The sequence below is a fragment of the Alphaproteobacteria bacterium SS10 genome, from assembly GCA_019192455.1.
Taxonomy (GTDB): Bacteria; Pseudomonadota; Alphaproteobacteria; order TMED2; family TMED2; genus TMED2.
Window position 1 is genome coordinate 1 of sequence record JAHCML010000009.1, and the last position, 26,311, is coordinate 26,311.

At 57.8% G+C, this 26,311-nt stretch carries 29 protein-coding genes; 21 read left to right on the forward strand and 8 right to left on the reverse strand.

The features are described 5' to 3' along the window. Nucleotides 1-420: ABC transporter permease subunit (locus KI792_13475; GenBank protein MBV6634031.1), on the forward strand; the 420-nt coding region annotated here is incomplete at its 5' end. A 4-nt stretch (nt 421-424) separates the two neighbouring features. Next, nucleotides 425-1,108, forward strand: a complete 684-nt coding sequence (locus KI792_13480; GenBank protein MBV6634032.1) for an ATP-binding cassette domain-containing protein — start codon at nt 425-427, stop codon at nt 1,106-1,108. Between the two features lie 8 nt (nt 1,109-1,116). Here the strand turns inward: KI792_13480 and KI792_13485 are convergent, their stop codons facing one another. Both KI792_13485 and KI792_13490 read right to left on the reverse strand, forming a co-directional pair. Continuing rightward, a complete protein-coding gene (locus tag KI792_13485; GenBank protein MBV6634033.1) occupies nt 1,117-1,941 on the reverse strand; it encodes an MBL fold metallo-hydrolase in 825 nt (274 codons plus the stop codon). Nucleotides 1,942-2,128: 187 nt separating this feature from the next. Further along, a complete protein-coding gene (locus tag KI792_13490) occupies nt 2,129-2,821 on the reverse strand; it encodes a response regulator transcription factor (protein MBV6634034.1) in 693 nt (230 codons plus the stop codon). A gap of 241 nt (nt 2,822-3,062) precedes the next feature. Here KI792_13490 and ribA point away from each other — a divergent pair, with 241 nt between their 5' ends. The 3 genes from ribA (at nt 3,063) to KI792_13505 (ending at nt 6,243) form a co-directional block, all read left to right on the forward strand. Further along, a complete protein-coding gene (gene ribA, locus KI792_13495; GenBank protein ID MBV6634035.1) occupies nt 3,063-4,295 on the forward strand; it encodes a GTP cyclohydrolase II RibA in 1,233 nt (410 codons plus the stop codon). 137 nt (nt 4,296-4,432) lie between these two features. After that, complete coding sequence (locus tag KI792_13500; protein MBV6634036.1) at nt 4,433-5,671, forward strand: hypothetical protein; 1,239 nt, start codon at nt 4,433-4,435, stop codon at nt 5,669-5,671. 20 nt (nt 5,672-5,691) lie between these two features. Beyond that, on the forward strand, nt 5,692-6,243 hold the full coding sequence (locus KI792_13505; GenBank protein MBV6634037.1) for a L,D-transpeptidase family protein: 552 nt from the start codon (nt 5,692-5,694) through the stop codon (nt 6,241-6,243). Between the two features lie 18 nt (nt 6,244-6,261). Here the strand turns inward: KI792_13505 and KI792_13510 are convergent, their stop codons facing one another. The 3 genes from KI792_13510 to KI792_13520 all read right to left on the reverse strand — a co-directional run bounded on the left by KI792_13510 (nt 6,262) and on the right by KI792_13520 (nt 9,139). Next, on the reverse strand, nt 6,262-6,987 hold the full coding sequence (locus KI792_13510) for a YggS family pyridoxal phosphate-dependent enzyme (protein MBV6634038.1): 726 nt from the start codon (nt 6,985-6,987) through the stop codon (nt 6,262-6,264). 4 nt (nt 6,988-6,991) lie between these two features. Next, nucleotides 6,992-7,837, reverse strand: a complete 846-nt coding sequence (locus KI792_13515; protein MBV6634039.1) for a sulfotransferase domain-containing protein — start codon at nt 7,835-7,837, stop codon at nt 6,992-6,994. Between the two features lie 180 nt (nt 7,838-8,017). Beyond that, nucleotides 8,018-9,139 carry a porin gene (locus tag KI792_13520; GenBank protein MBV6634040.1) on the reverse strand — a complete coding sequence of 374 codons (1,122 nt, stop codon included), beginning with the start codon at nt 9,137-9,139 and terminating at the stop codon, nt 8,018-8,020. Between the two features lie 700 nt (nt 9,140-9,839). Here KI792_13520 and KI792_13525 point away from each other — a divergent pair. The 3 genes from KI792_13525 to KI792_13535 are packed head-to-tail and all read left to right on the forward strand — an operon-like array spanning nt 9,840 to nt 12,274. Next, a complete protein-coding gene (locus KI792_13525; GenBank protein MBV6634041.1) occupies nt 9,840-10,361 on the forward strand; it encodes a DUF3576 domain-containing protein in 522 nt (173 codons plus the stop codon). A 52-nt stretch (nt 10,362-10,413) separates the two neighbouring features. Beyond that, nucleotides 10,414-11,364 carry a DMT family transporter gene (locus KI792_13530; GenBank protein MBV6634042.1) on the forward strand — a complete coding sequence of 317 codons (951 nt, stop codon included), beginning with the start codon at nt 10,414-10,416 and terminating at the stop codon, nt 11,362-11,364. Continuing rightward, nucleotides 11,348-12,274, forward strand: a complete 927-nt coding sequence (locus KI792_13535) for a DMT family transporter (GenBank protein MBV6634043.1) — start codon at nt 11,348-11,350, stop codon at nt 12,272-12,274. Before KI792_13530 ends, KI792_13535 begins: the two co-directional genes overlap by 17 nt. A 15-nt stretch (nt 12,275-12,289) precedes the next feature. On the opposite strand, the gene KI792_13540 is transcribed toward KI792_13535, so the two are convergent. Both KI792_13540 and KI792_13545 read right to left on the reverse strand, forming a co-directional pair. Continuing rightward, nucleotides 12,290-13,102, reverse strand: a complete 813-nt coding sequence (locus KI792_13540; GenBank protein MBV6634044.1) for an isocitrate lyase/phosphoenolpyruvate mutase family protein — start codon at nt 13,100-13,102, stop codon at nt 12,290-12,292. A gap of 62 nt (nt 13,103-13,164) precedes the next feature. Further along, nucleotides 13,165-13,428 (reverse strand): (2Fe-2S)-binding protein, encoded by a 264-nt coding sequence (locus KI792_13545; GenBank protein MBV6634045.1) that lies wholly within the window; start codon nt 13,426-13,428, stop codon nt 13,165-13,167. Between the two features lie 249 nt (nt 13,429-13,677). Here KI792_13545 and KI792_13550 point away from each other — a divergent pair, with 249 nt between their 5' ends. The 7 genes from KI792_13550 (at nt 13,678) to KI792_13580 (ending at nt 21,307) form a co-directional block, all read left to right on the forward strand. Next, nucleotides 13,678-14,424, forward strand: coding sequence for a class I SAM-dependent methyltransferase (locus KI792_13550; protein MBV6634046.1), 747 nt, complete (start codon nt 13,678-13,680; stop codon nt 14,422-14,424). Beyond that, on the forward strand, nt 14,424-15,440 hold the full coding sequence (locus KI792_13555; GenBank protein MBV6634047.1) for a nicotianamine synthase: 1,017 nt from the start codon (nt 14,424-14,426) through the stop codon (nt 15,438-15,440). Before KI792_13550 ends, KI792_13555 begins: the two co-directional genes overlap by 1 nt. Before the next feature lie 30 nt (nt 15,441-15,470). Beyond that, nucleotides 15,471-16,589: a hypothetical protein gene (locus tag KI792_13560; GenBank protein ID MBV6634048.1), complete on the forward strand. Its 1,119-nt coding sequence runs from the start codon at nt 15,471-15,473 to the stop codon at nt 16,587-16,589. A gap of 108 nt (nt 16,590-16,697) precedes the next feature. Then, nucleotides 16,698-17,216: a hypothetical protein gene (locus KI792_13565; GenBank protein ID MBV6634049.1), complete on the forward strand. Its 519-nt coding sequence runs from the start codon at nt 16,698-16,700 to the stop codon at nt 17,214-17,216. Nucleotides 17,217-17,322: 106 nt separating this feature from the next. Beyond that, the gene (leuS, locus tag KI792_13570; GenBank protein ID MBV6634050.1) at nt 17,323-19,950 is read left to right on the forward strand and encodes a leucine--tRNA ligase; all 2,628 of its coding nucleotides are present in this window, start codon (nt 17,323-17,325) and stop codon (nt 19,948-19,950) included. Between the two features lie 234 nt (nt 19,951-20,184). Then, nucleotides 20,185-20,928 (forward strand): sensor histidine kinase, encoded by a 744-nt coding sequence (locus KI792_13575; GenBank protein ID MBV6634051.1) that lies wholly within the window; start codon nt 20,185-20,187, stop codon nt 20,926-20,928. A 196-nt stretch (nt 20,929-21,124) separates the two neighbouring features. Continuing rightward, complete coding sequence (locus tag KI792_13580; protein ID MBV6634052.1) at nt 21,125-21,307, forward strand: hypothetical protein; 183 nt, start codon at nt 21,125-21,127, stop codon at nt 21,305-21,307. A gap of 45 nt (nt 21,308-21,352) precedes the next feature. Here the strand turns inward: KI792_13580 and KI792_13585 are convergent, their stop codons facing one another. Next, nucleotides 21,353-21,859, reverse strand: a complete 507-nt coding sequence (locus tag KI792_13585) for a hypothetical protein (protein MBV6634053.1) — start codon at nt 21,857-21,859, stop codon at nt 21,353-21,355. Between the two features lie 189 nt (nt 21,860-22,048). Here KI792_13585 and KI792_13590 point away from each other — a divergent pair, with 189 nt between their 5' ends. The 6 genes from KI792_13590 to KI792_13615 all read left to right on the forward strand — a co-directional run bounded on the left by KI792_13590 (nt 22,049) and on the right by KI792_13615 (nt 26,308). After that, nucleotides 22,049-22,945, forward strand: coding sequence for a hypothetical protein (locus KI792_13590; protein ID MBV6634054.1), 897 nt, complete (start codon nt 22,049-22,051; stop codon nt 22,943-22,945). Between the two features lie 99 nt (nt 22,946-23,044). After that, on the forward strand, nt 23,045-23,692 hold the full coding sequence (locus tag KI792_13595) for a hypothetical protein (protein MBV6634055.1): 648 nt from the start codon (nt 23,045-23,047) through the stop codon (nt 23,690-23,692). Nucleotides 23,693-23,743: 51 nt separating this feature from the next. Then, a complete protein-coding gene (locus KI792_13600; GenBank protein ID MBV6634056.1) occupies nt 23,744-24,301 on the forward strand; it encodes a hypothetical protein in 558 nt (185 codons plus the stop codon). A gap of 86 nt (nt 24,302-24,387) precedes the next feature. Next, the gene (locus KI792_13605) at nt 24,388-25,458 is read left to right on the forward strand and encodes a hypothetical protein (GenBank protein MBV6634057.1); all 1,071 of its coding nucleotides are present in this window, start codon (nt 24,388-24,390) and stop codon (nt 25,456-25,458) included. Nucleotides 25,459-25,468: 10 nt separating this feature from the next. Beyond that, complete coding sequence (locus KI792_13610) at nt 25,469-25,828, forward strand: hypothetical protein (GenBank protein ID MBV6634058.1); 360 nt, start codon at nt 25,469-25,471, stop codon at nt 25,826-25,828. A gap of 84 nt (nt 25,829-25,912) precedes the next feature. Next, complete coding sequence (locus tag KI792_13615) at nt 25,913-26,308, forward strand: hypothetical protein (protein MBV6634059.1); 396 nt, start codon at nt 25,913-25,915, stop codon at nt 26,306-26,308. Nucleotides 26,309-26,311: the final 3 nt, after the last annotated feature.

A 26,311-nucleotide genomic window follows, 5' to 3' on the forward strand; every position in this document is an offset into this window, starting at 1 on the left:
GAGCTGATCAGCCTGCCGTTTCAGGTACGGGCCATCCGCTTAAGCCTGGAAGGCATCGACCCGCTAATCCTTGGCGCGGCAGCGAGCGCAGGGGCGGGGCCGTTTAATCGCCTGGTGACTATTCTACTACCCCTATCATTGCCCGGCATTGTGGCCGGGGCCATGACGGCCTTCGCCGCTGCGTTGGGCGAGTTTGGGGCGATCATCACCTTCGTCTCCAACATCCCAGGCGAGACGCGCACCCTACCGCTCGCGATTTACACCGCCCTGCAAACCCCGGATGGCGAAACCCTGGCCGCACAGCTTGCTGGCCTGTCGATCGGCCTGGCCCTCACCGTCCTGATCGCGGCGGAGTATGTCAGCCGCGGCCTAAATCGCTGGTTGGGTCGTCGCCCACCAGCCCAGGCGGGATGGGGGTGATGCCATGACGCTAAGCCTAGACATCATTGGCCAGCGGGCCGACCTGACCATCCGCGCAGCCCTGAGCCTTGAGCCCGGGCGGATTACCGCCCTCTGTGGCCCATCTGGTGCGGGCAAAAGCAGCCTAATAGCCATGATTGCCGGGCTGCTGCGCCCTGATGACGGCTATATCGGGACGGAGGAGGAGGACTTCTTCAATGAGGAGGAATACATCCACCTACCACCCCATCGCCGTGGGCTAGGGGTCGTGTTCCAGGATGCCCGGCTGATGCCGCATCTCAATGTGGCCCGCAACATAACCTTCGGCTGGCGCCGGCGGGGCAAGCCATTACCCCCGACGGCGATGGCCGATCTTATCGACGCCCTCGATGTGAATGACCTGATGTCCCGGCGACCGCACCAACTCTCTGGTGGTGAGGCGAGGCGGGTTGCCATTGGCCGGGCCGTTGCCGCCAAGCCAATCGCCCTCCTGTTGGATGAGCCGTTTACCGGCCTAGATGAAACTCGCCGCCAGATGATCGGGGAATACCTGCTTAAAATCCGGGATGAATGGCAGCTGCCAATGCTGCTGGTCTCCCACCGGGCGGAGGATGTGGCACAGCTAAGCGACCGCACCGTCACGATGGAAAACGGCGTGGTTGGTAAGGCTGCTAATCTTGCGGAAGAGGGTGATCCCGACGACGACTAGTCTGGGGATCAGATGTAAAGCACCATGCCTTCACGGGCGGCTATGGTGCCGGGGCGCATCGCTTCCGCCGCAGAGGCAATCTCGTCCATCTGCTCGTCCGTGCGCTCGGGATCATGGTGGAAAATCACGACCTTACCCACATTGGCGGCTGTACCAACGCGGATCGCCTCTTGCCAGGTGGAGTGGCCCCAACCGACCTTTGAGGTGTACTCATCATCGGTATAGGTCGCATCATAGATCATGATGTCGGCGTCTTTGGCCAAGCCCATGACATGCTCGTCGGTCTCACCCGGCTTATGCTCGGTATCGGTGACGATGGCGACGGCCTTATCCTTGAACTCAATCCGATAGCCGGTACAGCCATTCGGGTGGTTCAGGGGTGCGGTTTGCATATTAATACCCTGGAACGGGGTCAGGGTGTCACCCTGCTCAAACCGCTTAAACTCGGTATCGGCCTGGAAGGTATCCACGCTGATCGGCAGCAGCGGATCCTGCATCATATTGGCGATCACATCGCGCAGCTTGGATGAATGGTCCAGGTGACCGGCATGCACCCGCATGGTGACCTCAGGATTAAAGGCCGGACCAAAGAACGGCAGGCCAATAATGTGGTCCAAATGTGTATGGGTCAGGAAAATATCGTAGTCGCGGCGACCATTGCCCGAGGCAATTCGGCCAAGCCGACGAATACCAGAGCCAGCATCAAAGATCAGCTGATGCTCACCGCAGGTAAGCTCAATACAGGTGGTATTGCCGCCATAACGGAGGGTTTCAGGCCCGGGGCAGGGTATAGTGCCGCGAACACCCCAAAATCGTACTGAGATATCGGACATTCGCGTTTCTCGCTTCACCGCCCGGTTGTGGGCGGGCCCATTAGCCTTCACCTAAACTTTACTCTGCCCCGGCAACCGGCCAATGTCGAGGAATTCCAATGAATTCAGGGCATAACCTGATGAAATAGTAGGCAGGGAGGCAACGGTTTATGCCGAGCTTTTCTCTGCTTTTGCAGTCTGGGTCAGTTTAGTCGGGAACCAAGCGATACCCGCCAGGTTCCGTCACCAGTAGGGCAGCGTTAGATGGGTCGGCCTCAATCTTCTGACGCAGGCGGTAAACATGGGTTTCCAACGTGTGGGTAGTGACGTTGGCGTTATAGCCCCAAACCTCACCCAATAGCGTGTCGCGCCCCACCACCTTATCGCCGGAGCGAAGCAGGAATTTCAGGATCGCAGTCTCTTTCTCAGTCAGCCGCACCTTCTGATCATTGTCGCCGCGAACCATGATCTTGTTCGCTGGTTGGAATGAGTATGGGCCGATGGTGAAGACCGCATCTTCAGTATTGGCAAACTGGCGAAGCTGAGCACGCATCCGGGCCAGCAGGACATTCAGGCGAAACGGCTTGGTGACGTAATCATTGGCGCCGGCCTCAAGGCCCAGAATGGTGTCGGCGTCGCTGTCCTGGCCGGTCAGCATGATGATCGGCGCCCGCACATCCTCACGCCGCAGAACCCGGCACAGGTCGCGGCCATCCATATCTGGCAAACCCACATCCAGCAGGATGATGTCAAAGCGGCTTTCCTTAGCGGCGGCGAGCCCATCCTTGGCATTGGCTGCCTCGATGATCTCAAACTCTTCATGCAGGGTTAGCTGCTCAGCCAGTGATTGGCGAAGATCGTCATCATCATCGACCATCAGAACTTTAAGGTTAGCAGGCATCGGTTTTCCTTATCGTTGGGTTTGCCGCCGGATGAGCACATATAGGTGATAGCGAAGCCTTAAGAGCGCCCGCAAGGCCATGCGTATTAAGAAAACGGCCATATAACACGCATATATCACGGGCATTCTATGGCTGTCGCGAACGATAGATGGTAAATCGCCCCTAAGAGCCTCAAACCCAACCCATTTCTTCGTGATCGACGAATTACCGGGAGGGTAGGGGTAAAGTGGAAGAAACACTGTGAACGCCCTGAAAAACCTACCTGCAGGCGCCAGCGCCAATGATCACGCGCCCGTGAGCGCGAAGGCAGCAGCACGCCAACAGCAGCGCGCGAGCAACGATCTGCGCCGTGGTGAGCCAGTGGTTCTGACAACCGCCAGCGGTGATGAAGCCTGGCTGATTCTGTCGATTGAGATGGCAACCGCCGAAGATTGGCGTGGCTGGCAGGCCATGCTTGGCCCCGATACCGCCCCATCCCTACTGTTGAGCGGTGAGCGGGCATCGCTGCTGGGCTTGGAACCCGTACCGAACCTCGTACCCCTGCATGACCAATCTGGGCAGAACCCAATCGAAGCCGGTGATTTGGTTGGTGTGCTTGCCAATCTTCAGCGCCAGGCTGGGCTATCGGTTGATGAAGCTGAGGCAGAGAAGGGTGATACCGCACGGGCCAGCACCGCCAGCCCGCTGCTGATATCGGCGGTTCGATTATTAAAGCGCGCCTTCCTTCTGCCGGCCGCCCTGGTTTGGCCGCTGAATGCGGATGGGCGCGCCACCCTCGACGAGGCTGGCATTCTGACCCTCGATAAGGCACCGACGGCCGATCAGTCGGCCCATCTGGTGCCGCCACTTAAGATGTCAGCTGCCCGCGTACCCCTTATGGGTGCCGAGCACAGCCTGATCTCGGTCTATCGGGACCCGGTAACCGGCCGGGATATCAATGTCATCGAGGTCGGCAGCATGAAGGATGACGGCAAGATCACGGCACCGCCGCTGGTCCGCATCCATGCCGAATGCTTTACCGGTGATCTTCTGAATTCCCTGAAATGTGATTGCGGTGACCAGCTGCGCGGCGCGATCAAACTGATGGCCCAAGGCAGTACGGATGGGGATGACGCGGGTGAAGATGAGGGCACCGGCGGCCTTATCCTCTATATGCCGCAAGAGGGCCGGGATATCGGCATGGCCAACAAGATGCGGAGCTATGCCCTACAGGACACCGGGATCGATACGGTTGATGCCAACCTGATCCTAGGCTTCGCCGTGGATGAGCGGGACTACACCAGCGCCGCCTCAATCCTGGTTGATATGGGCTACCCTGAGATCCGCCTGCTGACCAACAATCCAGACAAGGTTGCCAGCCTAGAAAACCGAGGCGTTCAGGTCACAGATCGGGTAGGCCATAAATTCCCACCCAACCCGCACAGCGCTGCCTATATGGAAACCAAGCGCAAACGGACAGGCCACGATTTGTAAGGGTTTTGGGCCCTTAACCAGATTCTGTCGGCCCTGCCAATTACCTGGCATCCTTCCTGCATACTCTACCGTCCTAGGAATCTTGATGTGCCGCGGCCAGGCTAGTGGTTTGCGGGTGGGAAGCACGGGTAGAGAAGATGAACTTTGAAACTGGTTATGCCGAGGCGTGGGCCGCCAGGCGCAACCCACACATCGAACAAGCCGCCGGCAATATGCGCCCGGCAGAGCACCAGCCTGCCGAAGAGGATATGTCGTTCTGGGACTTTCTGGACGTCATCAACCCGCTGCAGCACATCCCGATTGTGAACACCTTCTACCGGGAGATGACCGGTGACACGATCAAGCCATCCACCCAGATGGCTGGTGGCGTGTTGTTTGGTGGGCCGGTTGGCCTGGTCTCCGGCGCCTTCAATGCGATGTTTGAGCAGACCGGCGGCAATGACATGGTCGGCACACTGGTCGCCAGCCTAACCGATGACGGCAGCATCAATACCGGCGCCGAGCCCGCGATCGCGGTTGCCGAGGCCGGTGAGGGTGGCCTGGGCGGCGTCATGCTTGCCTCCAGCGTTGGGGTTGAGGGCACGATTGAGCCCGCCATCGCTACCAAAGACATTATTGCTGAAGAACTGCCGGTGATGTTGGCGAGCGCGAGCGCCACCGCCGCACCGACTTCAGCAGGTCATCACCAGATCAGCGGTACCCTTGCCAATGCTGACCCCATTGCCAATGAGGCCCTACTGGCCGTGGCCGATAGCTATGCCAGCCAGCGCAGCATGGACCAATTCTTAACCCTCGCCTCTGGTGGCATTCAATTGGCTGATCTGCCGACCAACGCGCCGAGTGCAGCAATCCCAGCCCAAGGCCAGACCCAGGCACAAGCCCGGGCAGCCGCTGACAGCCAATCACCCGCTAGCCAACCCAATGCACCGACCTTAAGCCCGCAATTGGCCAGCCTAAACCGGTTGTCAGCTGAAGAGGCATCGCCCATCCCGCTGAATGACGTGCGCCGCTATAACCGGGCGATCCCGCTTCGCTCTGGCACCAGCGGCGGGTTGATCCAACGTAATGAGATCAAGGACGCTGAGGTAGCCGCCGCCGCGAAGCAGATCGCAGCACAGCAGGCGAGCCAAGAAGCCCTAAGACAGGCAGAGATCGCGGCCCAGAATCTCTCCGCCCAAGGCACAGCGGCCAGCCAACCAACGGCAACCCTGGCCAATCAGCCAGCAGCCGCGGTACAGCAGATCGCCCCACCACAGCCATTCGCCTTCAAGGATCCATTTGGCCGCGCGGTATCTGGCGATAATTTTGGTTCCAAAATGCTGGATGGGCTGGAAAAGTATCGCGCCAGTGGCCGGCTGAGTGCGACCGGCATCTAACCCGGTAGCCAGCCAACCCCATGCAGATCACCGTTACGGTTAACAACGCGGACGACATTCATGGTCGCCTCACCGCAACCCTGGATGGCAAGATGGTGGAGGCCCCCTGCGCCATTGGGCGCGGCGGCGTGAAACCCGCCGAGGATAAGCGGGAGGGCGATGGCGCAACCCCGCTGGGCAGTTGGCCGATCCGGCGCATTTACTACCGCGCCGACCGGATTGAGCGCCCGGATACCGGCGTCCCGGTTGATGAGATTAATGACAGCATGGGCTGGTGCGATGCGCCTGACCACCCATCCTATAACCAACTGGTGGCGCTACCCTTTGATGCCTCGCATGAGCTGATGGCGCGGGATGATCACCTTTATGATCTGGTGGTTGTGTTGGGCCATAATGACGATCCGCCAGTGCCAGACATGGGCAGCGCCATCTTCTGGCATTTGAAACGGGGTGATGAAGACCCGGCCAGCTGGAAACCGACGGCCGGCTGTGTCGCCACAACATTACCCGTGCTTTATGAGCTGCTTGCCGCCTGTGATGAGACGTCGGTGATGCGCGTGGTTATGGGTTAGCCGCGCGGATCTTGATTATCAGGACCGCGGTGTCCGGGCGCCGAACAGGGCACTGCCAACCCGAATGCTGGTGGCGCCCATACGGATGGCGAGCTCGAAATCATCACTCATCCCCATGCTGAGATTGGACAGATCAAGACGCTTTGCCCAATCGGCGAGGAGGCCGAAATGCATGGCCGCCGGCTCATCAATCGGCGGGATGCACATCAAACCAACGACATTCAGCCCCAACTCTTCAACACAGAGCTTATGAAGCGCGACTAGGTCATCACCCGGCAAGACCCCGGCCTTCTGCTCTTCAGCGCCGGTATTCACCTGGACATAGCAGTCGAGCTTACGGCCCTGCTTGGCCATCTCTTCGGCGAGTTTGGTCGCAAGCTTAGGTCGGTCGACGCTCTCAACCACATCGAAGAGGGCGACCGCGTCCTTCACCTTATTGGTTTGAAGCGGCCCAACCAGATGGAGGCGAAGATCATCATGCTGTTCCCGGCGATGGGCCCAGCGGGCTTGCGCCTCTTGCACCCGGTTTTCACCAAAGACCCGAAGCCCAGCCTCAAGCGCCGCATCGATGCGATGGTCGGGTTGAACCTTTGAGACAGCAACAAGGGTTACATCGCCCATTGAGCGGCGGGCGTCTTGCGCTGCCTCCAGCATCTGATCGCGGATACTGGCGATGTTGTCGAGAACGGCCGTGCGTTCATGGGCCAGGACGTCGGGGTCCAGATTGGCTTCTTGGTCAGACATAAGCCTAGAACCGTGGCTCCCCGGATGCGTTGAGGTAATCAAACCGCTCCATCACCTCGCGGTGATCCTCAATCAGCTTGGCGGCCTGGGCGTCGCTTAGCTCATCGCGCCAGCCACCCATCTTGCCCTGGCGGAAGAACTTATCCGCCTTCTTCGACTTCTCAATAAAGCCGGATTGGGATTCCTGACCCGACAACTCCTTAAAGGAGGAGAAGCGGATCGCCCGCTCAAGCCGGTCCTGGTTCTTAGGCAGTTGCAGGAACTTCACCAGCTTGCCAAAGGCTTTAGCCGGTTGCCGGTGCATATCTTCATAACGCAGCACCACACGGTTCATACCCTCGGCATCGGCCCAGGATTTAACGTGGTCTGACCAACTGCCCAGCACGTTGAAGGCCAGCGTGTCCGTGGTGCTTAGCTGATTATCTGATGAGCCCATGGCGCTGATCGCCTGGTCGTAATCGACCCCCACATGGTGGGCATAGGAGACACAGACATCCAGCGGGTTACGGACGATATAGATGCCGCCCTCGGTGGCGCTTGGCTCAATCGTCGGGACATCATTGGTGAACCCCATCGCGGAGTGGGTCTTCACGAAAATCGTATTGGGGGAAGAGGCAGCAATTAGCTGCTGAACCGCAGGCCGTGCCTGGTTCAACTCTTCATCGGTTAGCTGATCACGCTTCTTGCGGGTGACCTGCTCATAAAACTCCAGCCGGTATTCGGCATAGGCGAAGTTGGTGAGCTTGTTAATCGCCACCGGCTGCGGCTGGTTCATGAACAAATTCGCCAAAAAGGCGCGGGTCCAGGTGTTGCCGGATTTCGGATAGGAGGCGAGCCAGAGAATGCCCATCGGTCACTGATCAATTCTGCGGTGGATATGGGCGATTGGTATAGCCGTGGGCCGTGCCCTATGGCCAGCCCCAAAAGGCTTTTAGGCCAATCGGATCAATTAGAGTTTAGACAAAAAGAAAGGGTGGCTCGTCACCGAGCCACCCCTCTTTAAACCGACAGTCTGTCGTGTCTTCTAAGATTAGAAGGACAGAGCCAGACCGGTCGTGACGTAGAAACCGTCGTTGTCGTCGCCGGTACCAACTGCTTCACCTTCGAAGTCGCTGTAACCAACGGTACCAATGACGCTGACACCTGGGCCAAGCGCATAGGAGACGGAACCAGCGAAGCTGTCGTGCTCGTCATCACCAACGATGGTGGTGTCGCCTTCAACTTCACCGTGGAAGTACGTCAGGGAGAAGCCAAGAGCGCCGGTCTCGTAAGAGATACCAACGTCATAACCTTCACCTTCAGAGCTGTTCACGCCTGCGATGGTGCCTTCGGAGATGTCGCCGTAGGAACCGCCGAGGGTGAAGCCACCAAAGCCAACGTTCAGGCCGAGGTTGAATGCTTCAAAGTCATCAACAGAAGCACCTGAAGGCAGCAGAGCGCCGTCTGGAGCTTCGGCATAGTAGAAGCCACCGGAAGCAGCAACGTCAAAGCCGCTGAAGCTGTTGACGTAGTTCAGGCCAACGGAGAAGCCGTTGGTGTATGAAGCTTGCTCAGTGGTCAGACCGTTACGATCGCCACCGGTTGGGTCGATGTCGGGCAGGTAGGACAGGCCGAACTGGAAACCCGAGAAACGAGGCGTGAAGTAAGTGATCTTCTGACCGTCGTTGTCGTTAGCCGGGGTGATGAAGGTCGAGCCATACACATTACGGAACGTGGAAGAACCGGTTGGGTTGAAAATGTGTTGGGTCTGCGAACCGGAGTTGATCGGAAGACCGACTGCTGGTGCAGCATAGTGCATCAGATAAGCGGCGTCGTTCTCAGAACCGATCACGAAACGGCCGAAGGAACCTTCAACAAAAGCAAAGCTCTCATCGATTTGGTCGCCAGAGGTGTTGGCCTCGAGCTGAACCTGAACACCGACTTCGAGGCCGTTATCCAGGGTGGTTTTACCGTTGAAGATGATCTCTGAGTTGGACCATTGCTCAAAATCTTGAGTATCGGTACCAGCAGGATCGTCGTTGTCTTGGTAGCCAAACCACTGGTTCATGAAACCGCCAACGCGGATTTCAATCGGATCAGCGGCTTGTGCGGTGCCGGCAAACATACCAGCCGCAACAATTGCGGAGGTGCCGAGCAGCAGAGCCTTTTTCATGGTCTTACCCCTCATGTGTAGAAAGACTAGGTTCAAGAGTTACTTTGGTTGTGGTGGGCCTTCCCCAATTCCTGATCTCCCTTTCGGTTAACCAGACACCAGGTGTGTCCCTCTTTAGGCAGCGATTAGTTTCGCGACACGAAAGAGAACCACGAACCAGCACAATGCCTCGCATCCTCTAAGCTGTGCCAAGGAAGGGGTCAACAAGCCCTGCAAGGTCATTGTGATGGAGAGCACACCCCTGTGGCAAAGACACAACAGCCTGCCCCATCAGCTGTGACATGAACAACACAAAACCCCGGTTTTCAGCGGGTTTCCGGCTTTTTTGAACGGATGCTTAATACCCGATCAAATGCGATGCAAAATAACCACAATCGCCCAAATGACGGAATAATCTGTCGCTGAAATTGGTAAGCCACTGATTGCTTTGAAAATCTTTTAATCAGCCTGATTGAGTGGGTCTAGAGGCATCTGTGAATAACCCCCCAAAGCCCCAAAATTGCCTGGTTTGATAGGCATAAGTGTTACGCCCATGCCGCCACCTGGGACATGGCAGCCAACCGGATGCTGAAAAACTAGAGAAGTGCGGGCAAAACCACTAAATAGAGCATCAAGGTTGCAGCACTGAGGAAACCAACGAATGCGATCAACGCCGCGCACATATTCATATAGCCGCCGTTCAATTGGCCGTTCGCCGATCATGCTGGGCATCTGTGCCCTGGCGCTGGCTGCTTGCAGCAGCGACCTCTCAAGCAGCCCGGACCAAGAGTTTCCAGGCCAATCTCCCTATAACAGCCCAAGCTTCCAGGGGCCTGAAGGCAGCCTGCTTGGCGGTGAGGGTGGTATTTCCTTCTTCGGTGGCGGCAATGATGCGCCGGCCGCTGGCGGCGGTGCGGGCCTTGGCGTCAATGCGTTCCTATGGCGTGCCTCCCTCGACACCGTTTCATTCCTGCCGGTCACCTCTGCTGATCCATTCGGTGGTGTGATCATCACCGATTGGTATTCACCAGCCGATGCCCAGAATGAGCGGTTTAAGCTGAATATCTACATTCTGGACCGTCAGCTGCGCGCCGATGGCCTTCGGGTTGCCGTGTTCCGTGAGGTTCGCACCCCCGATGGCTGGACCAGCGCGGAAGTTGCCGATGGCACCTCTGGCCGTATGGAAGATGCAATCCTGACCCGCGCCCGCCAGCTACGCGTCAGCCAGCAAGCCTCAAACTAATCCCAAAACGGCGCCTTTCTGGCGCCATCCCGCCCGATAGTTAGCGATCACCATGCCAGAGCCAGCAGCCGAGGCCACCAAAACCCCGGCTGCACGCACGGCAAAGTCGCTTCCCGACGGGGCGCCCGAACAATCGATGAAGCGTGCCCTGCTGTGGCTGGGCATCGCCATGGTCGGCGTGGTTGGGATTAATACTTGGATTAAAGAGATTACCCAGCACCTCCACCCGTTTGAGGTGGTGTTCTGGCGCAATCTGTTTGCCGTCGCCCTGATCCTGCCCTTCCTTATTCTGCGCTATGGTCGGCATGCGCTGACCCTGAACAAGCCCAAGCCCGTGATCATCCGGGGCGGTGTTGAGTTCCTTATTATGGCGACGCTGTTCAGTGCGTTCAGCCAGCTACCCCTGGCCCAGGCCGTGGCCATTGTCTTCACCATGCCAATCTGGATCACGATCGGTGCGGCGCTGTTCTTAGGTGAGGTGGTGCGCGCTCGGCGCTGGATTGCCACCGGGGTCGGTTTCATTGGGATGCTGGTGATCATCGGCCCCAATCTGGGGTCACCATCGATCTATCACTTGGCCGCCTTTGCCGCGGCGATCCTGATCGGTGTTTCCACACTAATGTTAAGAAACGCCAGCCTGGTCGATAGCCCTGGCCGGATTGTTTGCTGGATGTCGATTGTCATCACACCGCTGGCCGCCATCGCCGCCATACCGGTCTGGCAGGGCCCAACCCCCATGGTCTTTGGCATGCTGATCTGTGCTGTGCTGTGCGGCACCACGGCCCATGTCTGCCTGACCCAATCCATGCGCTATGCCGAGGCCTCACAAACCGCACCCTATCGGTATGTTGAGCTGATCATGGCGGCGATTATGGGCTTCATCATCTTTGGTGAGGTACCAGCACTGACCACTTATATCGGGGCGGCGATTATTACGGCCTCGGGCATCTACATCGCCCACCGCGAACATGTGGCCAGGATGCGCGATGCCGAAAAGCAGTAGTGCAGAACCTCAACAGACGCTGACACCGCGGCAATCCATTGGCTGGGGCGTGTTCTGGCTGATCTTCTCAATCACCGCTTTCCAGGGGATGATCGGCAGTATCAAGACACTGAGCCCTGAGCTCTCACCCTATGAGGTTGGGTTTTGGCGAAACGCGCTCGCCATCCCGATGATCCTACCCTTTGTCCTGTATTTCTGCGGCCCCCGCATCTGGCAGGTTCAAAGTCCGAAGGCGCTGGGCAGCCGCGCCTGCGCTGAGTTTGGGTTGAGTGCGTTCAATTTCCTCGCCGTCACCCTGCTCCCCCTGGCCCAAACCACCGCGCTGATCCTGACCGCCCCCATCTGGACGATACTAGGTGCCGCCCTATTCCTGCGGGAGCGGGTGAGCAAGACCCGTCTGATCTCCGTGTTGCTTGGCTTTACCGGGATGTTGGTGATTGTCGGTCCGGTCTTTGATGAGACATCGCTGCTAATCTTCCTACCGATCATCGCTGCAATGTTCTGGGCCTCATCCAATATCATCTTAAGGCGGGTCAGCTTGCGGGACCGCATTGGCCATATCATGCTGTGGATGGCCCTACTGCAAACGCCGATGTTCCTGGTGATTGCCGGACCTGGCTGGACCTGGCCCAGCGCCGAGCATTGGCCGCTTCTTATATTCTGTGCCGCTTGCGGGACCCTCGGCCAGTATGGGCTGACCATGGCCCATCGCTGTTCTGAGGCGTCACAACTGGCACCCTTTGGTTATGCAGAGCTGATCATCGCCGCCACGGTTGGGGCCGTTATCTTCTCAGAATCTCCACCCATCAGCACCTTTATCGGCGGCGCCATCATCGCGGCCGCTGGCATCTATATGGCCCGGCAGGAACATAAAGAGCTGAAGCGTCGGAAGCTGGAGACAGACGCCTAAGGCAGCATCTAGCGACTACGCCAAATGCTGGTCCACCTCACCAAACCGCTTAGGATCGGCAAGCTTGGCAAAGCTGCCATCATCGCGAATGGCCTGGGCTGCATCGACCAGAGAGATCTGGGTCGTCCGACCCAGCCAAGAACCAAGGGAAATCCGCGCCACCCCGGCGGCGGCCCATTGATCCACCGAGACACTGGGATGGGCGAGGGCGTTCACCGGCTTATCAACTGCGGCGGTTAGGGTTGCCATTTCGTCCGGCGACCAGATACCGGGGGCATAGAGCACATCGGCACCCGCCGTCGAATAGGCCTGCAGCCGGGCAATAGTGTCCGCCATATCTGGCCGGCCATTCAGGAAATTCTCGGCCCGCGCCGTGATGACAAAGTGGAAGGGCTGGGCCCGCGCGGTCTCAACCGCTGCCGCAACGCGTTCCACCGCCTGATCTATGGGATAGATCGGATCATCATCATTGGTGGTGTAATCTTCAATCGAGCAACCGACGAGGCCAGCATCGGCGGCCTGGCGCACAGTTTCAGCGCAAGCCTCAGGCGCATCACCAAAGCCGTTTTCAAGATCACCCGACACCGGTACATCAACCGCCCCGGCAATGAGGCCCGCATGGGCAATCGCCTGTTCCCGCGTCAGGCCGTAATCCCGTCGACCCTGGGTGAAGGCAAAGGCGGCACTGGTCGTCGCCAGGGCAGGGAAGCCCATCCCCTCAAGCACCTTGGCACTGCCCATATCCCAGGGGTTCGGCATCACAAAGGGTGATCCGGGCTGGTGCAACTCAAGGAAGGTTTTGGCCTTCTCAGCTTGGGTTTTGGGCATTGGGCAAGCCTCTCAAATGGCGAAGAGTTTCAGCATGTCAGCATCTCTCAGCGACGCAATCTCTATCGGCCACCCGGTTTGTAGCTATTCGTTTGACGCGTATCTGCGCCTAAGCGGCGACGCCGCCACTCGTTGATGCTTTCCCGCGCCGTGGCGCCAGATTTAGGACCATCACGGAGGATATCGCGAATATCAGCGGCGCACTTCCCGCATTGCGCCCGTTGGCCATGGGCTTTGAAAACCTGGCCGACCGTTTCGGCCCCCTCATCATCGATCAGGGATTCGAGCTTTTTCTCGCCGATACCGGTGCAGTTACAAACAAACATTTCGGGTCATCCAGCCAGTTTCGAAGGCGCAAACAGGTCAAACCGCCTGTCCAAATCACACAGAGTCAGAGCCTCGATAAAATCGATATTAAGAATCATTTGCATTTTCTATAGAACCGATTAGAAGCCGTCTTGCAATTGATTCTCATTTGTATCTGAGTCCGCCGAAAGCGCTAAGCCACTGGCGAATCATACATTCTAAACGCGACTGAGTCTTAGTCGCATAATAACTTGACGAGAGTGACCGCGATGAGCAGCCCACAAATCCTGGCCGAACAGGCCGAAAATCAAACCGATGCACTTGATCGCTGGCTAAAGGATGAGGCCGAGGATCAGCGCATGACCGATGATCACCTCCCGCTCTGGGATCGGATGATCGAGCTGATGAATGAGCGTGAGCTGACCGGCGCCAAAGTTCTGGATTACGGCTGCAATACCGGTGGCCTGCTTCAGCGCCTTTATCACACCAAGCCCTATGCCAAGGGTGTGGGCGTGGACCTGGCTGAAGGCCAGGTCACCGAGGCGCGCAAACTGCGTACCGATGGCCCTTATGAGTTCGCAAGCCTCGACGCCCTAGACAGCCAGGTTGCCGAGTACGACTTCGCCTTCAGTCATGAGGTGATCTACCTGCTGCCTAGCATCGAAGAGCATGTGCAGCTAATCCGCCGGGTGCTGAAGCCAGGTGGCATTTACTACGCGGCCACCGGCTGCCACACCGCCAACCCCCAATGGCCGCAATGGCGCGAGATCATCGCCAACTACTCAAATGTGAAGCCAGGCGACTACTCACCTGAGGATTACGGTTTCAGCTTTGAGCGTGCGGGCTTCAAGGTTGGCGTTCAACCCTATGGCACCGGCCGCTTCCTGCCGCTTGAGAAGAAGGAAGAGCTGTTCCCAACCGTTGCGTCGATCGTCGACTACTACCGCAATCACAAGCTGCTGTTCCGCTTCCAGCGCGACACCCTGCCAGCCTCCAGCCCGGTTGAGGTGGCGTGATGAACGACCTACCACAACCGCGCCAACCCGGTGACGATCAACGTCGTGGCACACCCGCCTTCCTAAGTATTGCTGGCCGCCAACAAGGCGGCCCAGATCTTGATGCGGTTCACGAAATCAAAAGCGTAGTGCTGGGTGCATGGAGTGTCTTGAAAGACAGCCAAGACCTCTCGCCGCGCAACCCACTGATCAACATGACGCTCAGCACGCTGGTCGACACCCTGGCCCAGCGGCATGATTTGGCGACGGTTCGCGCCGTGGTTGATGCCCCTGAAATCCGGGAGGTTATGGAGCCAATGTGGTCCAAGCTGTCCCAAGCCGAGGGTGAGATGGAGGCCTTCTGGGCGGAGCGTTTCAATCGCAAGCGTGGTGGGCTGTCGGTCGATGATCTGAATGAGTTCGTCTACCGGGACAATTATGATGAGCTCACCAAGATGGAGCTCAACCACTGGGACGCAAAAGGCGATGGCCCGGATCAAGACAGCCACATCTTCTTTGTCGGCTCTGGCCCGCTACCCCTGACTGCCATTGATTATCACCTGAAAACCGGCGCCAAGATCACCTGTGTCGACCTCGATCCGGAAGCGGTGGCCCAATCCCGTGCGCTCTTGCGCAAGGTTGGCCTCGACCGTGCCATCAATGTGGTTCAGCAAACCGGCGAGGCGGTGGATTACAGTGAGGCCAGCCATGTGGTTGTTGCGGCCCTAATCCCCAAGCAGCCCGCCGTTGTTGCTAAGGCGCTTGAGGATAATCCGAAGGCAGTCATTGGCGTGCGATCCGCGAGTGGGTTGCGCACAATCCTCTACCCACCAGCCGATACCCGCGCCTTGCGGGCAATGGGTCTGGAGTCTACCGGCACCAGCCCGATCAATGAGCGGGTCATCAACACCCTTCTCACCTTCCGCCCTGGCCCAGAGCTGAATCTGGATGCCCTCCCCCCGGCAGAAAAGAAAAGCAATTGCGCCACCTGTGCCACCGTGGATTGCGCGGCACGGCGCAAGATCATGGGCATCTAGATCGCTGCGAATTTAAGGGCCTCAAAGCAGATGAGTGCGGTCCCCGCTGCGCTAACTCATATAGCCGCCAATGCGGAGCTGGAGGAGGGGTTAACCCCCCTCCCGGCCGATCATGACCAGCTGGTGGGCGGGCTCATGGGCGGGAAGGCGAAGCTATGGGGACCTGACGGACGCCCGGATAAGCTTGATGCCGAGGTACCGCCGATTGATGAGCTGCGCGGCGGCCGGCGGCTTTACAATGCGGTGATGCGGAACGCCATGGGGCTGCGCCGCATCCCCAACAGCCTCGATGGCGATAAGTGCCTGCGTGAGGATTTCTCAGAGTTCTTCAGCTTACTGCGCGCCCCACTGTCACCGGTGGTTGAGACCGCGATCATGCAGGAACCCTCGGTGCGCGCCATCGCAAGTTTCGTGCAGGGCCGGATGATGGCCAGCGAGCGACGAATTGAACGGGCCTGGGCCGAACAACTGTTGGCTGAGCGCAAGCTGACCATGCAGACCCTGCGCAACTACTGGTATTACGCGAACTATAATGGCCTCTGTGATAACGAGCTCGACCTACTACATCGGGGTGAGCCGGGCCTCTCCCTAACCTATGAGCGCGACCGCATTGCCATGGTGGGTGGTGGGTCCCTGCCGCTAACCGCCATCATGCTGCATGACATGGCGGGCGTGCCGGTCACCGTCGTGGATTACAACCCACGCTGCTGTCAGATCGCGCGGAAAATGGTACGTGAGCTGGGCGTCGACAAGCATATTGACATCGTTCAGGCCGATGGCCGTGCCTTTGACTATAAGGGCCATTCGATTGTGATCATCGCCGCCAATATGACCGGCCTACGGGAAACGGTGGCCCAGGCGCTAACCACCTCACACCCGCAGCGGGTGATGCTGCGCAGTGTCGATGGCTTAAGGGCGCTGATGTACAAACCCGCCACCTATGACGATATCCGCGGCTATGGCCTTCAACATGTGGGCCAGGCGGATCGAAGTGAGGAGTATTACAACTCCTCCCAATGCCTGATCCCACCCTTCGGCCTAATCGGTGAGATGGGCCACGATCTGAAGCTAGACACCCGCTTCAGCCGCTATATGCCGAACATGCATATGGGTAAGAACTTCTTCCTCGTCTCCATGAACGCGCAATAACGCCGCAACCGCAGACATCGGCAAAACCGCTGTTGCACCGCGCCAAAAACTGGTGCACTCTCTTTGATATTGATAATCATTCTCAATTAGAGAGTAGGGGTTAGGCAGATGATGACTGTGCCACTAGACAAGCAGCGGACCGAATTGGTGGTGAAGGAGCTTGAGACCAGCCAACAGCTCATCGCTTGGACCCTTCGATGCTGGTTTGCCGGGTATCATGAATCCCAATCCGCACTTGAGGTGATTGAGAAAGCATTCAGCCTCTCTGGCCTTGATGAGGCTGTGTATGAGGTCGATGAGTTTTGCAGCCTGGTGGCCGTTGGCGCGCGCTACAACTTGGCAATCGGCTGCCCCAACTGCCCCAAGCTCTTTAATTTTGAGCGGGACCTCATCACGGTGCTCAGCCACCTTCAGCAGGATAGCTGGGATAGCGCGACCCACATTCTGGAACGGCATTTGGGGCCGGACGAGGCGTTCATGGCCGGGCCACCCTGCTTCCGCTGGGCGCGGGAGATGAGTGCCGCCCACTGGGTGATTAACCCCATCGCGGACACCGGCACACCGGTTGAGATGACGAACAACATCATCCCATTCCCCTTCGGCGGCCAACAAAGCTCGGTTCATTAACCGCCTAGCCGCTGCAAACCAGACATCCGCGACTAGCGGCATCCGGCTATTTTCGCTATAGACGCGGGCTCTTTCATCAGTGACCCGAGCCCCGTCGATAGCCGCCATGTCCGATACTGCACAACAAGACCGCTACAACGCCGCCGCCACCGAGGCGAAATGGCAGAAAATCTGGGATGAGCAGAAATGCTTCGAGGTTGGCATCGACCCCTCGAAGAATAAGTCCTATGTGCTGGAAATGCTGCCCTACCCGTCGGGCAAGCTGCATATGGGTCATGTGCGCAATTACACGCTGGGCGATGTGCTGGCCCGGTATCGCGCCTCCCAGGGCTTTAACGTCCTGCACCCCATGGGCTGGGATGCGTTCGGCCTGCCGGCAGAGAATGCGGCGATCCAGAACAATGCGGACCCCGCCACCTGGACCTATCAAAACATCGACACCATGCGCGATCAGCTGAAGACCATGGGTCTGTCGATCGACTGGTCGAAAGAGATCGCCACCTGCCACCCCGGCTATTACCGGCATGAACAGAAGATGTTCCTCGACTTCGCGAAAGAAGGCCTCGCCTACCGGAAGGAGAGCTGGGTGAACTGGGACCCGGTTGATCACACCGTGCTGGCGAATGAGCAGGTGATCGACGGCAAGGGCTGGCGCACCGGCGCACCGGTTGAGCGCAAGAGGCTGACCCAATGGTTCCTCAAAATCACTGACTATAGTCAGGAATTACTTGATGCCATCGAGAAGCTGGATAGATGGCCAGAGCGCGTGCGCCTGATGCAGACCAACTGGATTGGCCGCTCTGAGGGGATGGAAATTGATTTCAAGCTGGCGAGCAACGACCTGACCAGTCACGACACCCTGAGGGTGTTTACCACCCGCCATGACACCCTGTTCGGCGCGAGCTTTATGGCCATCGCCGCCCACCACGACCTGTCGGGTGAGCTGGCCAAGGACAATCCCGACCTCCAGGCCTTTATTAAGGAATGCGAGGGCCTCGGCACGTCAGAAGAGGCGATTGAGAAGGCTGAAAAGCTGGGCTTCGACACCGGCCTTAAAGCCCTACACCCGATCACGGGCGCGGAACTGCCAGTCTATGTCGCGAACTTCATCCTGATGGATTACGGCACGGGCGCAATCTTCGGCTGCCCCGGCCATGACCAGCGTGACCACGACTTCGCCACCAAATACGGCCTGCCGATCACCCCTGTGGTCTGCCCATCGGACCAGGATGCAAGCAGCATCTCAGTCGCGGATGAGCCCTATATCGGCCCGGGTCGCCTGATCAATTCTGACTTCCTCGACGGGAAGACGGTTGAGGATGGTAAGGCCGCCATGGCCGATAAGCTCGAGGGCGACGACCAGGGCGAGCGGAAGATCCAATTCCGCCTGCGCGATTGGGGCGTTAGCCGCCAGCGCTATTGGGGCTGCCCGATCCCGTTCGTGCATTGCGCCAAATGCGGGACCGTGCCGGTGCCGGATGACCAGCTGCCGGTTGAGCTGCCCACCGACCCGGATTTCAGCCAGCCAGGCAACCCGCTGGAACGCCACCCAACCTGGAAGCACACGACCTGCCCCGAATGCGGCGGCGAGGCAACGCGTGAGACCGACACGCTCGACACCTTCTTTGAGAGCTCATGGTATTTCCTCCGCTACGCCGATCCGCGTAATGAGGATGCGCCGATCTCAAAAGAGGCAGCGGAATACTGGATGTCCGTCGACCAGTATATCGGCGGCGTTGAGCATGCGGTTCTGCACCTGCTCTATTCCCGCTTCTTCACCCGCGCTCTCCGCCAATGCGGCTACCCGCTGCCAGAGCAAGCCAACGAGCCATTTACCGGCCTGTTTACCCAGGGCATGATCGGCCATGAGACGTTTAAAGACGCAGACGGCAACTGGCTCTACCCCGATGACGTGGCCAAAACCGACAGTGGTGATTGGGTGACCATTGAGGGCAAGCAGCCCGTGACCCGCGGCCGGGTTGAGAAGATGTCCAAATCCAAGCGCAACACGGTCGATCCTGAGCGGATCATCAAGACCTATGGCGCCGATGCGGCCCGCCTGTTCATCCTGTCAGACAGCCCACCAGACCGGGATATGGAATGGACCGAAAGCGGGATTGAGGGCGCGTGGAAATATGTGAACCGCCTATGGCGCCTGGTCGCCGAAAACCTTGGCGATTTGCCCGCCATCGGCACGCCAGCGCCCGCCAGCTTTGGTGATAAGGCCCTAGCATTGCGCCAAGCGGGTCACAAAACGATTGCGGCCCTGGCCGGTGATTTGGAGGCATTCTCCTATAACCGGGCAGTGGCACGGTTGCGTGAGTACTCCAACGCGATCAGCGATTTCGTGAACCCGGATGCGGGCGGCGGCGTTAGCACGTATGATGAGAAATGGGCACTGCGTGAGGCGCTGGAGCTGATCACCCGCCTCATCAACCCAATGATGCCGCATCTGACCGAAGAGCTGTGGCAACAGCTGGGCCATGACGAAATCCTGGCCGGCCATGCCTGGCCAGAGGCTGACCCCGCCCTGCTGGTGGAAGACACGGTCACCCTACCGGTCCAGGTAAACGGCAAACTCCGCGCCACCCTCGACGTCCCCAAAGACGCCAGCAAAGACGCGCTGGAAGAAATGGCCCTCGCCAACGACAACGTAAAACGCGCCATTGACGGTAAGACCTTACGCAAGGTTATAGTGGTGCCGGGGAGAGTCGTTAACTTAGTGGTGGGTTAATTTGAAAATATCGCTGCCATCGAATCTTATTCCAAAAAATATTCTTAATTTTTCTATCGAAATACAGAGGCTTGTGGAAACAGCCGAAGAGATAGAGATAGATTTCGGTCACCAAAAAAGCTTCTCACCTTTTGCGATGATCTCAGTATCTTCGATTATTCGAAGTATAAAGAAAAAAATCCTCAAATAGATCTAAAGTACAAAAACTATCAGGCCCATGAATATATCGCAAACATGGGATTTTTTCAAAGCTTTGGCCTGGATTATGGAAGAGAAACAGATAACGTATCTGGGAATTCAAATTTTATACCAGTAAAATGCGGAGATAAAAGACAGATAATTGAAACAGCTCGATCACTTAAAATACATCCTGGACTACTTGTCGATCAACACGCAAATCACATGTCTTCTGTACTAAGTCGCGGACAAAATGATCTTAATGAGTTTATTTCTTATTCTATAAGAGAGATTATAAGGAATGCTCTTGAGCACAGCGAATCAGATAAATATTATTACTGTGGACAATATTGGCCAACAAAAAAGCGAGTTGAATTATCGATAGGTGATGAAGGAATAGGAATCTTCAATTCTCTAAAAAAGAACCCAGAGAACAATCTAAAAAATGATACACATGCTATATCTACAGCACTAGGTGTTGGAGTTTCTGGCAATCCAAAAGCTGGTCAGAGTAAAGACAAAATGTGGGGAAATACTGGATTCGGCCTATATGTGATCAGTGAGGTCGCGCGAGACTTTGGCAGCTTGTTAATTTGTAGTGGCAGCGGATCTATTGGAATTCTGGGAAAGAGCACAAAACAAAAAGACTGCTTTATCCCGGGAACTATATTGAGACTTATAATTGATACCGAAAAAATTAATAATACAGATAAAATAGTTGATGAATATGTTGAGAGGGGCGAAAAAAAATCAGACCAAGGCCGCCTTGCTTCTGGAGCCACAAAAATGGCGAGAATTTAAATTGTCGGCCCCATTGGCTTGTCTCAGCTTATGCTTGTTGCTGTGCATGCCAATGATTGCTCTTGCTTCAGCTCAGAAGCTATCGGTTCAAAGCCAATGCTCCCGGTTCGGCGATAGCTTGGAGACGCCTGCTGCTTGGACTACTTGCGTGCAGGACAGTGATTGTGTGTTGGGGCGGAATATTTGTGGGTTTCCCATGGGGCTGAATACTGGCCATGTGGCGGATCAGGATCAGCTGAACCAATGTGTCGGGCCGCGGATTGCCTGCCCGATGATCTATCGGGACCCCAATAACTACCGCGCCGCGTGTCAGGCCGGGCAATGCCAGGCGGTGTCCAAGGACGATGCCAACATCACCATTCCTGAGGCGGCACAGTAGGCGGCCCAGGAGCCTGCCCAGCAACCCATCCAATCACCCGCCCCGCTAGCGGGCATAGGCGACGATGCGGTTCACCATGGCGCCATCGGTGCCGTGTTTCTGCAGCTTGATCAGATACGGCGCGCCCTCAACCTCCAGCTCAATCTCATGAAACTTGGTGAGGGCGGTGAGGCCCTCCGCCTCCGGCGCGGGCGTGACGCGGCGCACCGTGTGCCAGGGCAGGCGGATTGGCTGCTTATCGAACACCACCGCCTTGGTGGTAAGGTACAGCCCACTCTCATGCGGGATGACATAGTTCTGAATGCCGTCATGCCCCTCGACCCTTTTGGCCGTGTATTGCACCCGGTTGATATTGATCGCCGCGACGGTGCAGTTCTGATGCTCCAACAGCTTTGGCAGGCGGCGTGCCGGATATTTGCGCGCCAACCGGACCCAGGGCGATTGCCAAAACATCCAGTAGAGGTAACCAGCCGCCACCAAGAGCGGCAGGATCATGACCAGATACTGATGCGTTTGAAGAAAACCGGCGGTCTGGCCCGTTAGCGGCTCCATAAGCGGCTCCATCGTCACCCCTCCACAACCATGATGAGGTGATTATCACCCCTTAACCGGTTTGACGTCCAAGGCCGGTAAAATTCCAGCCATAAAGCCTGTCAGCAAAGATTTCAGAGATGCCGTGCGTCTTAAGAATAGATCACCGAAACAGAGCATATGAACAGACCATCGGGGGAGGGATAGGGCATGGCCACGGTAGCGGCAGCCCAGAAATCAAAGCCGTTGACGGCACGGGCGGCCCTGGGTGTGATCCAGAACAGCTTTGTCGCCACCTTCCGGCATTTGCCGATGATCACCTATCTATCGGTTATCCCGCTCCTGCCGATGATGCCGATTGTGTTCTCCGGTGATGGTGGCTCGATGATGTTTCCGATCGATGCCTTGGTGATTGCCATGATCGGTTTTGGCTGGCTGCTCTGGCACCAATTCAACCGTCCTTTCTATGCCGGTCGGGGGGCGCCAAAGACCGCGCTCGGCCGGTTGTTCCCCTCCCTACGCCACATACCGCGCACGCTCTATGCCTCAACGGTTTGGGTCATCGTGCTGTGCCTGGCGCTCTACCCCACCTTCCTGATCATTGAAGAGTATGAGGCGCTGGTCGCCAATCTTTATGACTGGGCTTATATCCTGGATACGATGCGGTCAGAGCCAACCTCGTTCAACTACGCCTTGGCGCAGCATGATGATCTGGTGCGGGCCGTCGGCTATCCCCTGATCTGGCTGCTGAACATCATGGCACTGTTCCCGATCACCGCGCTCTATTGGCATTTGCTTCAGGGTTCGTCATTCCGGGCGCTGGGGCGTGGGGCTATCGACGCGGTTAGGGGCTTTGGCTTTACCATCACCATTGGCGCCTTCGCCGGGATTGCCTCAATCGCCCTTATATTTGCCACGCTGGGCCTGCAAGAGTTGCTCTTGTATGGCGGCGATGCGCTCAACCTTGGCGGCAAGACCGGGATCGCCATGGCGATTGCCGCCTACTACCTGCTCTACACCAGTTTTATGGCGATGATTATCACCCTCTACGCCCATGCCGGACGGGCGGTTTCCGAGGGCGGAATGGCACCGACAGAACCTGATTAGAAAAATATGACAGAAATGTTTCGGTCTTTCTTGGGCCGGGCGTAGCAACGGTATGACACCAAAAATGGCCTGCCTCCCACGTAAGAAGGAGCTCTCCCCTTGGCCAGTGATACGCCCCTTGCAGCCCCGGCTGCAGCCACCGCCCGTGGCGATGCCGCCCCTGCCGGTACAGACGCGCGTGATGAGCGCGGTTTCCCCACCGATGGGTCCTTTATGGACCTCACCGATAAAGGTCCTGCCGACCCCTTTGCCATCAAGGTCTGGCGCGCCAAGCGCTTCACCGCTGGGCTGAAGCGGATGATGCACGACTTTGTCGGCGCCGATGCCAGGCTGAAAGTTGCCCAGCTTTATGATGGTGGGATGAATGTGGCCTATGCCCGCGAGGATGGGACCATTGGTGAGAATATGTATATCGACCAGGACCGGGTACGGGGCATCAACCCCGATCGCACGGTCGATGCGGGCCCGCTGCTGCACCTGATTGAAGAACAAGAGGATGGTACGGCCCTGGTCTATGCCGAGGGTGATAAGACCAAGCTGCCGCGCGGCTATCCGGATGTGTTTAAGGCGTTAGAGCGGACCCTGGTTCAGCAAGAGGGCCAACCGCTGGCGGAGCTGACCGAGAGCCTGACCGCGAATATAGCCGATATGCAGTTCCACCGCGCAATCCCCGGCAAAGCTTACGGCACTGAGGTGCCAATGGATGGGGACCCGACCCCAACCTGGATGCGCCGCCCGATGATGTAGGGGCCCAAGCCCAACATCGCCGCTTCCCTATTCTAACCGCCCGATAAGACCATGACTGATCCAGCTGCCCCAACTCACCCGGCCATGCCACCGGAAGAAGACCTGACCTATGTCGACCTTGCTGCCCGACCGGAGGTTGGTAATGGCCTTCGTGCCTGGCGGGCCCGTAAGTTCGTCAGCCAGTTGAAGCAGACGGCCGAGGCCGGGGCCGATGGCCGTAAGGGTGATCTGTTGATGGCCCGCGTGTTTGATGGCGGCATGGTGCTAACCTTCGACCGTGGCGACGGGAAGATTAGTGAGGCACCCTATATCGATAAAAGCCGGATCCGCAGCATCGACCCGGATAGCGGTGCCGCCGATATCGGGCCGATGACCCACCTGATCGAACGGCATGAGAACGGCTTTGGCCTCGTCTATGCCGATGGCGATAAGAGCCAGCGCCCACGTGGCTATTCCGACATCTACAAGGCCCTGGAACGCACCCTCGCGATCCAAGAGGGCCAGCCACTCGCCACTCTGACCGAAGAGATGACGGTCAAGATGGCAGAGATGGCGTTCCGCCGCGCCATTCCAGGTAAGGCCTACCCGCCCCCACGCACCCCGCAATAGCCTTAGAAAGCAGCCATTTGGCCATTGCCCCAATCAGTGTTAGCCTTTTGATACTGGTTATGTGGGCAAGTTGGGGTACTTGAGGGATGGCCACGCTGTATCACGGGTCGGTCAATATGTTTGACCAGCCGGATTATAGCCGGGTGAAGCGAACCGAGTACGGCTTTGGCTTCTACGCGGCTGACTATGGCGGTGATAGTTGGGAGTATCTGCAGGGTCGGACCGGCCCCGGAAAACCTGGCTACATCTATCAATTCGAAATCCCAGACGAGAAGATTGAGGGGCGGTATCTCCGCTCCAATGAACCCGCCCTCGGCCCGAAGGTAGACCGCGTGCTTGCCGCCCTCCGTGAAGAGGGCCGGGATGAGCTTGCCGACCGAATTGAGAACCATCCTGGCCGGGTCGATTTCGACCCCAACCGCATGCCACCTGAAGATGCCATCACCCAGCGGCACGTCTATGAGTGGGTTGGCGACGCAAAGAAGGACCAACCCTTTTGGGAGAAGGCGGGCATCGATGGGTACAACGCCGGCGCCTATTACGTGAATTTCGAGCATGGCTGGGACACCGAGTTTGATATGCACTCGGTCTATAATGGCGATGAGCAGAAGGCGCGAGATCAGCTAGAGACCCTGAAAACCGAGCGCAAACTTGAGGGCGAGCGTGCGGACCAGGTGGGCCATCTCAGCACCTTCCACGGTACCGCCACCATCGGCGTCAGGGCCGGTGGTGATCATTATTCCGCCTATGACAGCTGGTACAATCATGACCGCGCAGAGGCGCAAGACCAGATCACCATGAAGTTCGGCCAGGATGACCAGGGCAATTGGCTAGTCCGCGATATTCAGCGTGAGGGGTCAAAGGCCAACCGCGCCTTTGCCGCGCAGGAGATGACCAGCACCGATGCTGGCGACCTGGCCCGCATCCGGGACCGGGTGTTCCGGCCGCAGAAAGTGCAGATCGCCGGGGTTGAGTTCGCACTGGGCGGTCCGGCGGAAGGGCGTATCGCCTCGGACGAAATCTTCCGCCGCCCAGATAGCCAAGCGGCCCTCAAAGACATGGTGGAGAATTACGGCACCGCCGCCGGCAACCGCCTCGATTTCGGCCATGTCGAAGAAGTGGCGAGAATGGAGAAGGCGCGCGCCGCCGCGCCCTAATCAACCCCCTATGCACCGGCTCACCACTTCAACCCTCACGGTCATCTATGCGCTTACGTTTATCGCGGCACCGTTTGCCGCCGCGGCCCAGGCTGTTGATGGCTATCAGTGCGTTGGTTATCGACCCGGACCACTGAATGAGCGGCCGACACGGGCCTGGACCCAATGTGAGGTCGACAGTGACTGTGTCTTGAGCAAAAGCATGTGCGATTGGCCAGAGACGGTCGCCAAGCCGTATCTGGAAGCCCAGCAGAAACATGCCGCCTGCTCAGTGCCTTACATCTCCTGCGCCTATGCACCAATTCCACCAGGACCGCACCGCGCGGTTTGCGAGAATAAGCGATGCCAGGCTCTTCCAATTGAAGACTGATCAGGCTGCGTCAAACTACGTATCACCGTAAGGCACTAACCCATGTATCATTGGCGTTGGTTTGATACGGAGAATCCCGCTGCCATGACCACGCCAACGCTCAACCGCTGCTACACAGTGGCTGTCACCGCGCTAACCTTAGGGTTGGTGTTGTCGCTGCCAATGTCGGCACCGTTGGCCCAATCTAATCAGACAAACACGCTGAGTGCCGATGGTGGTCGGTGCGAGGCCTATCTGGGCCCAACGGCAAAGCGGCCGACACGGGCCTGGACCCAATGCGATGTCGACAGCGATTGCGTGATGACGCAGAGCATCTGCGACTGGCCAGAGGCAGTGGCCCAAACCTATCAGCGCGAACATGGGCAGTATAAGTCTTGCCTCGCCCCCGTTGTGGACTGCGCCCTACCACCACAGTCACCCGTACCTCACCGCGCCATCTGCCAGGATCGCCAATGCATCGCGGTGCCGACGGGGCAATAGACA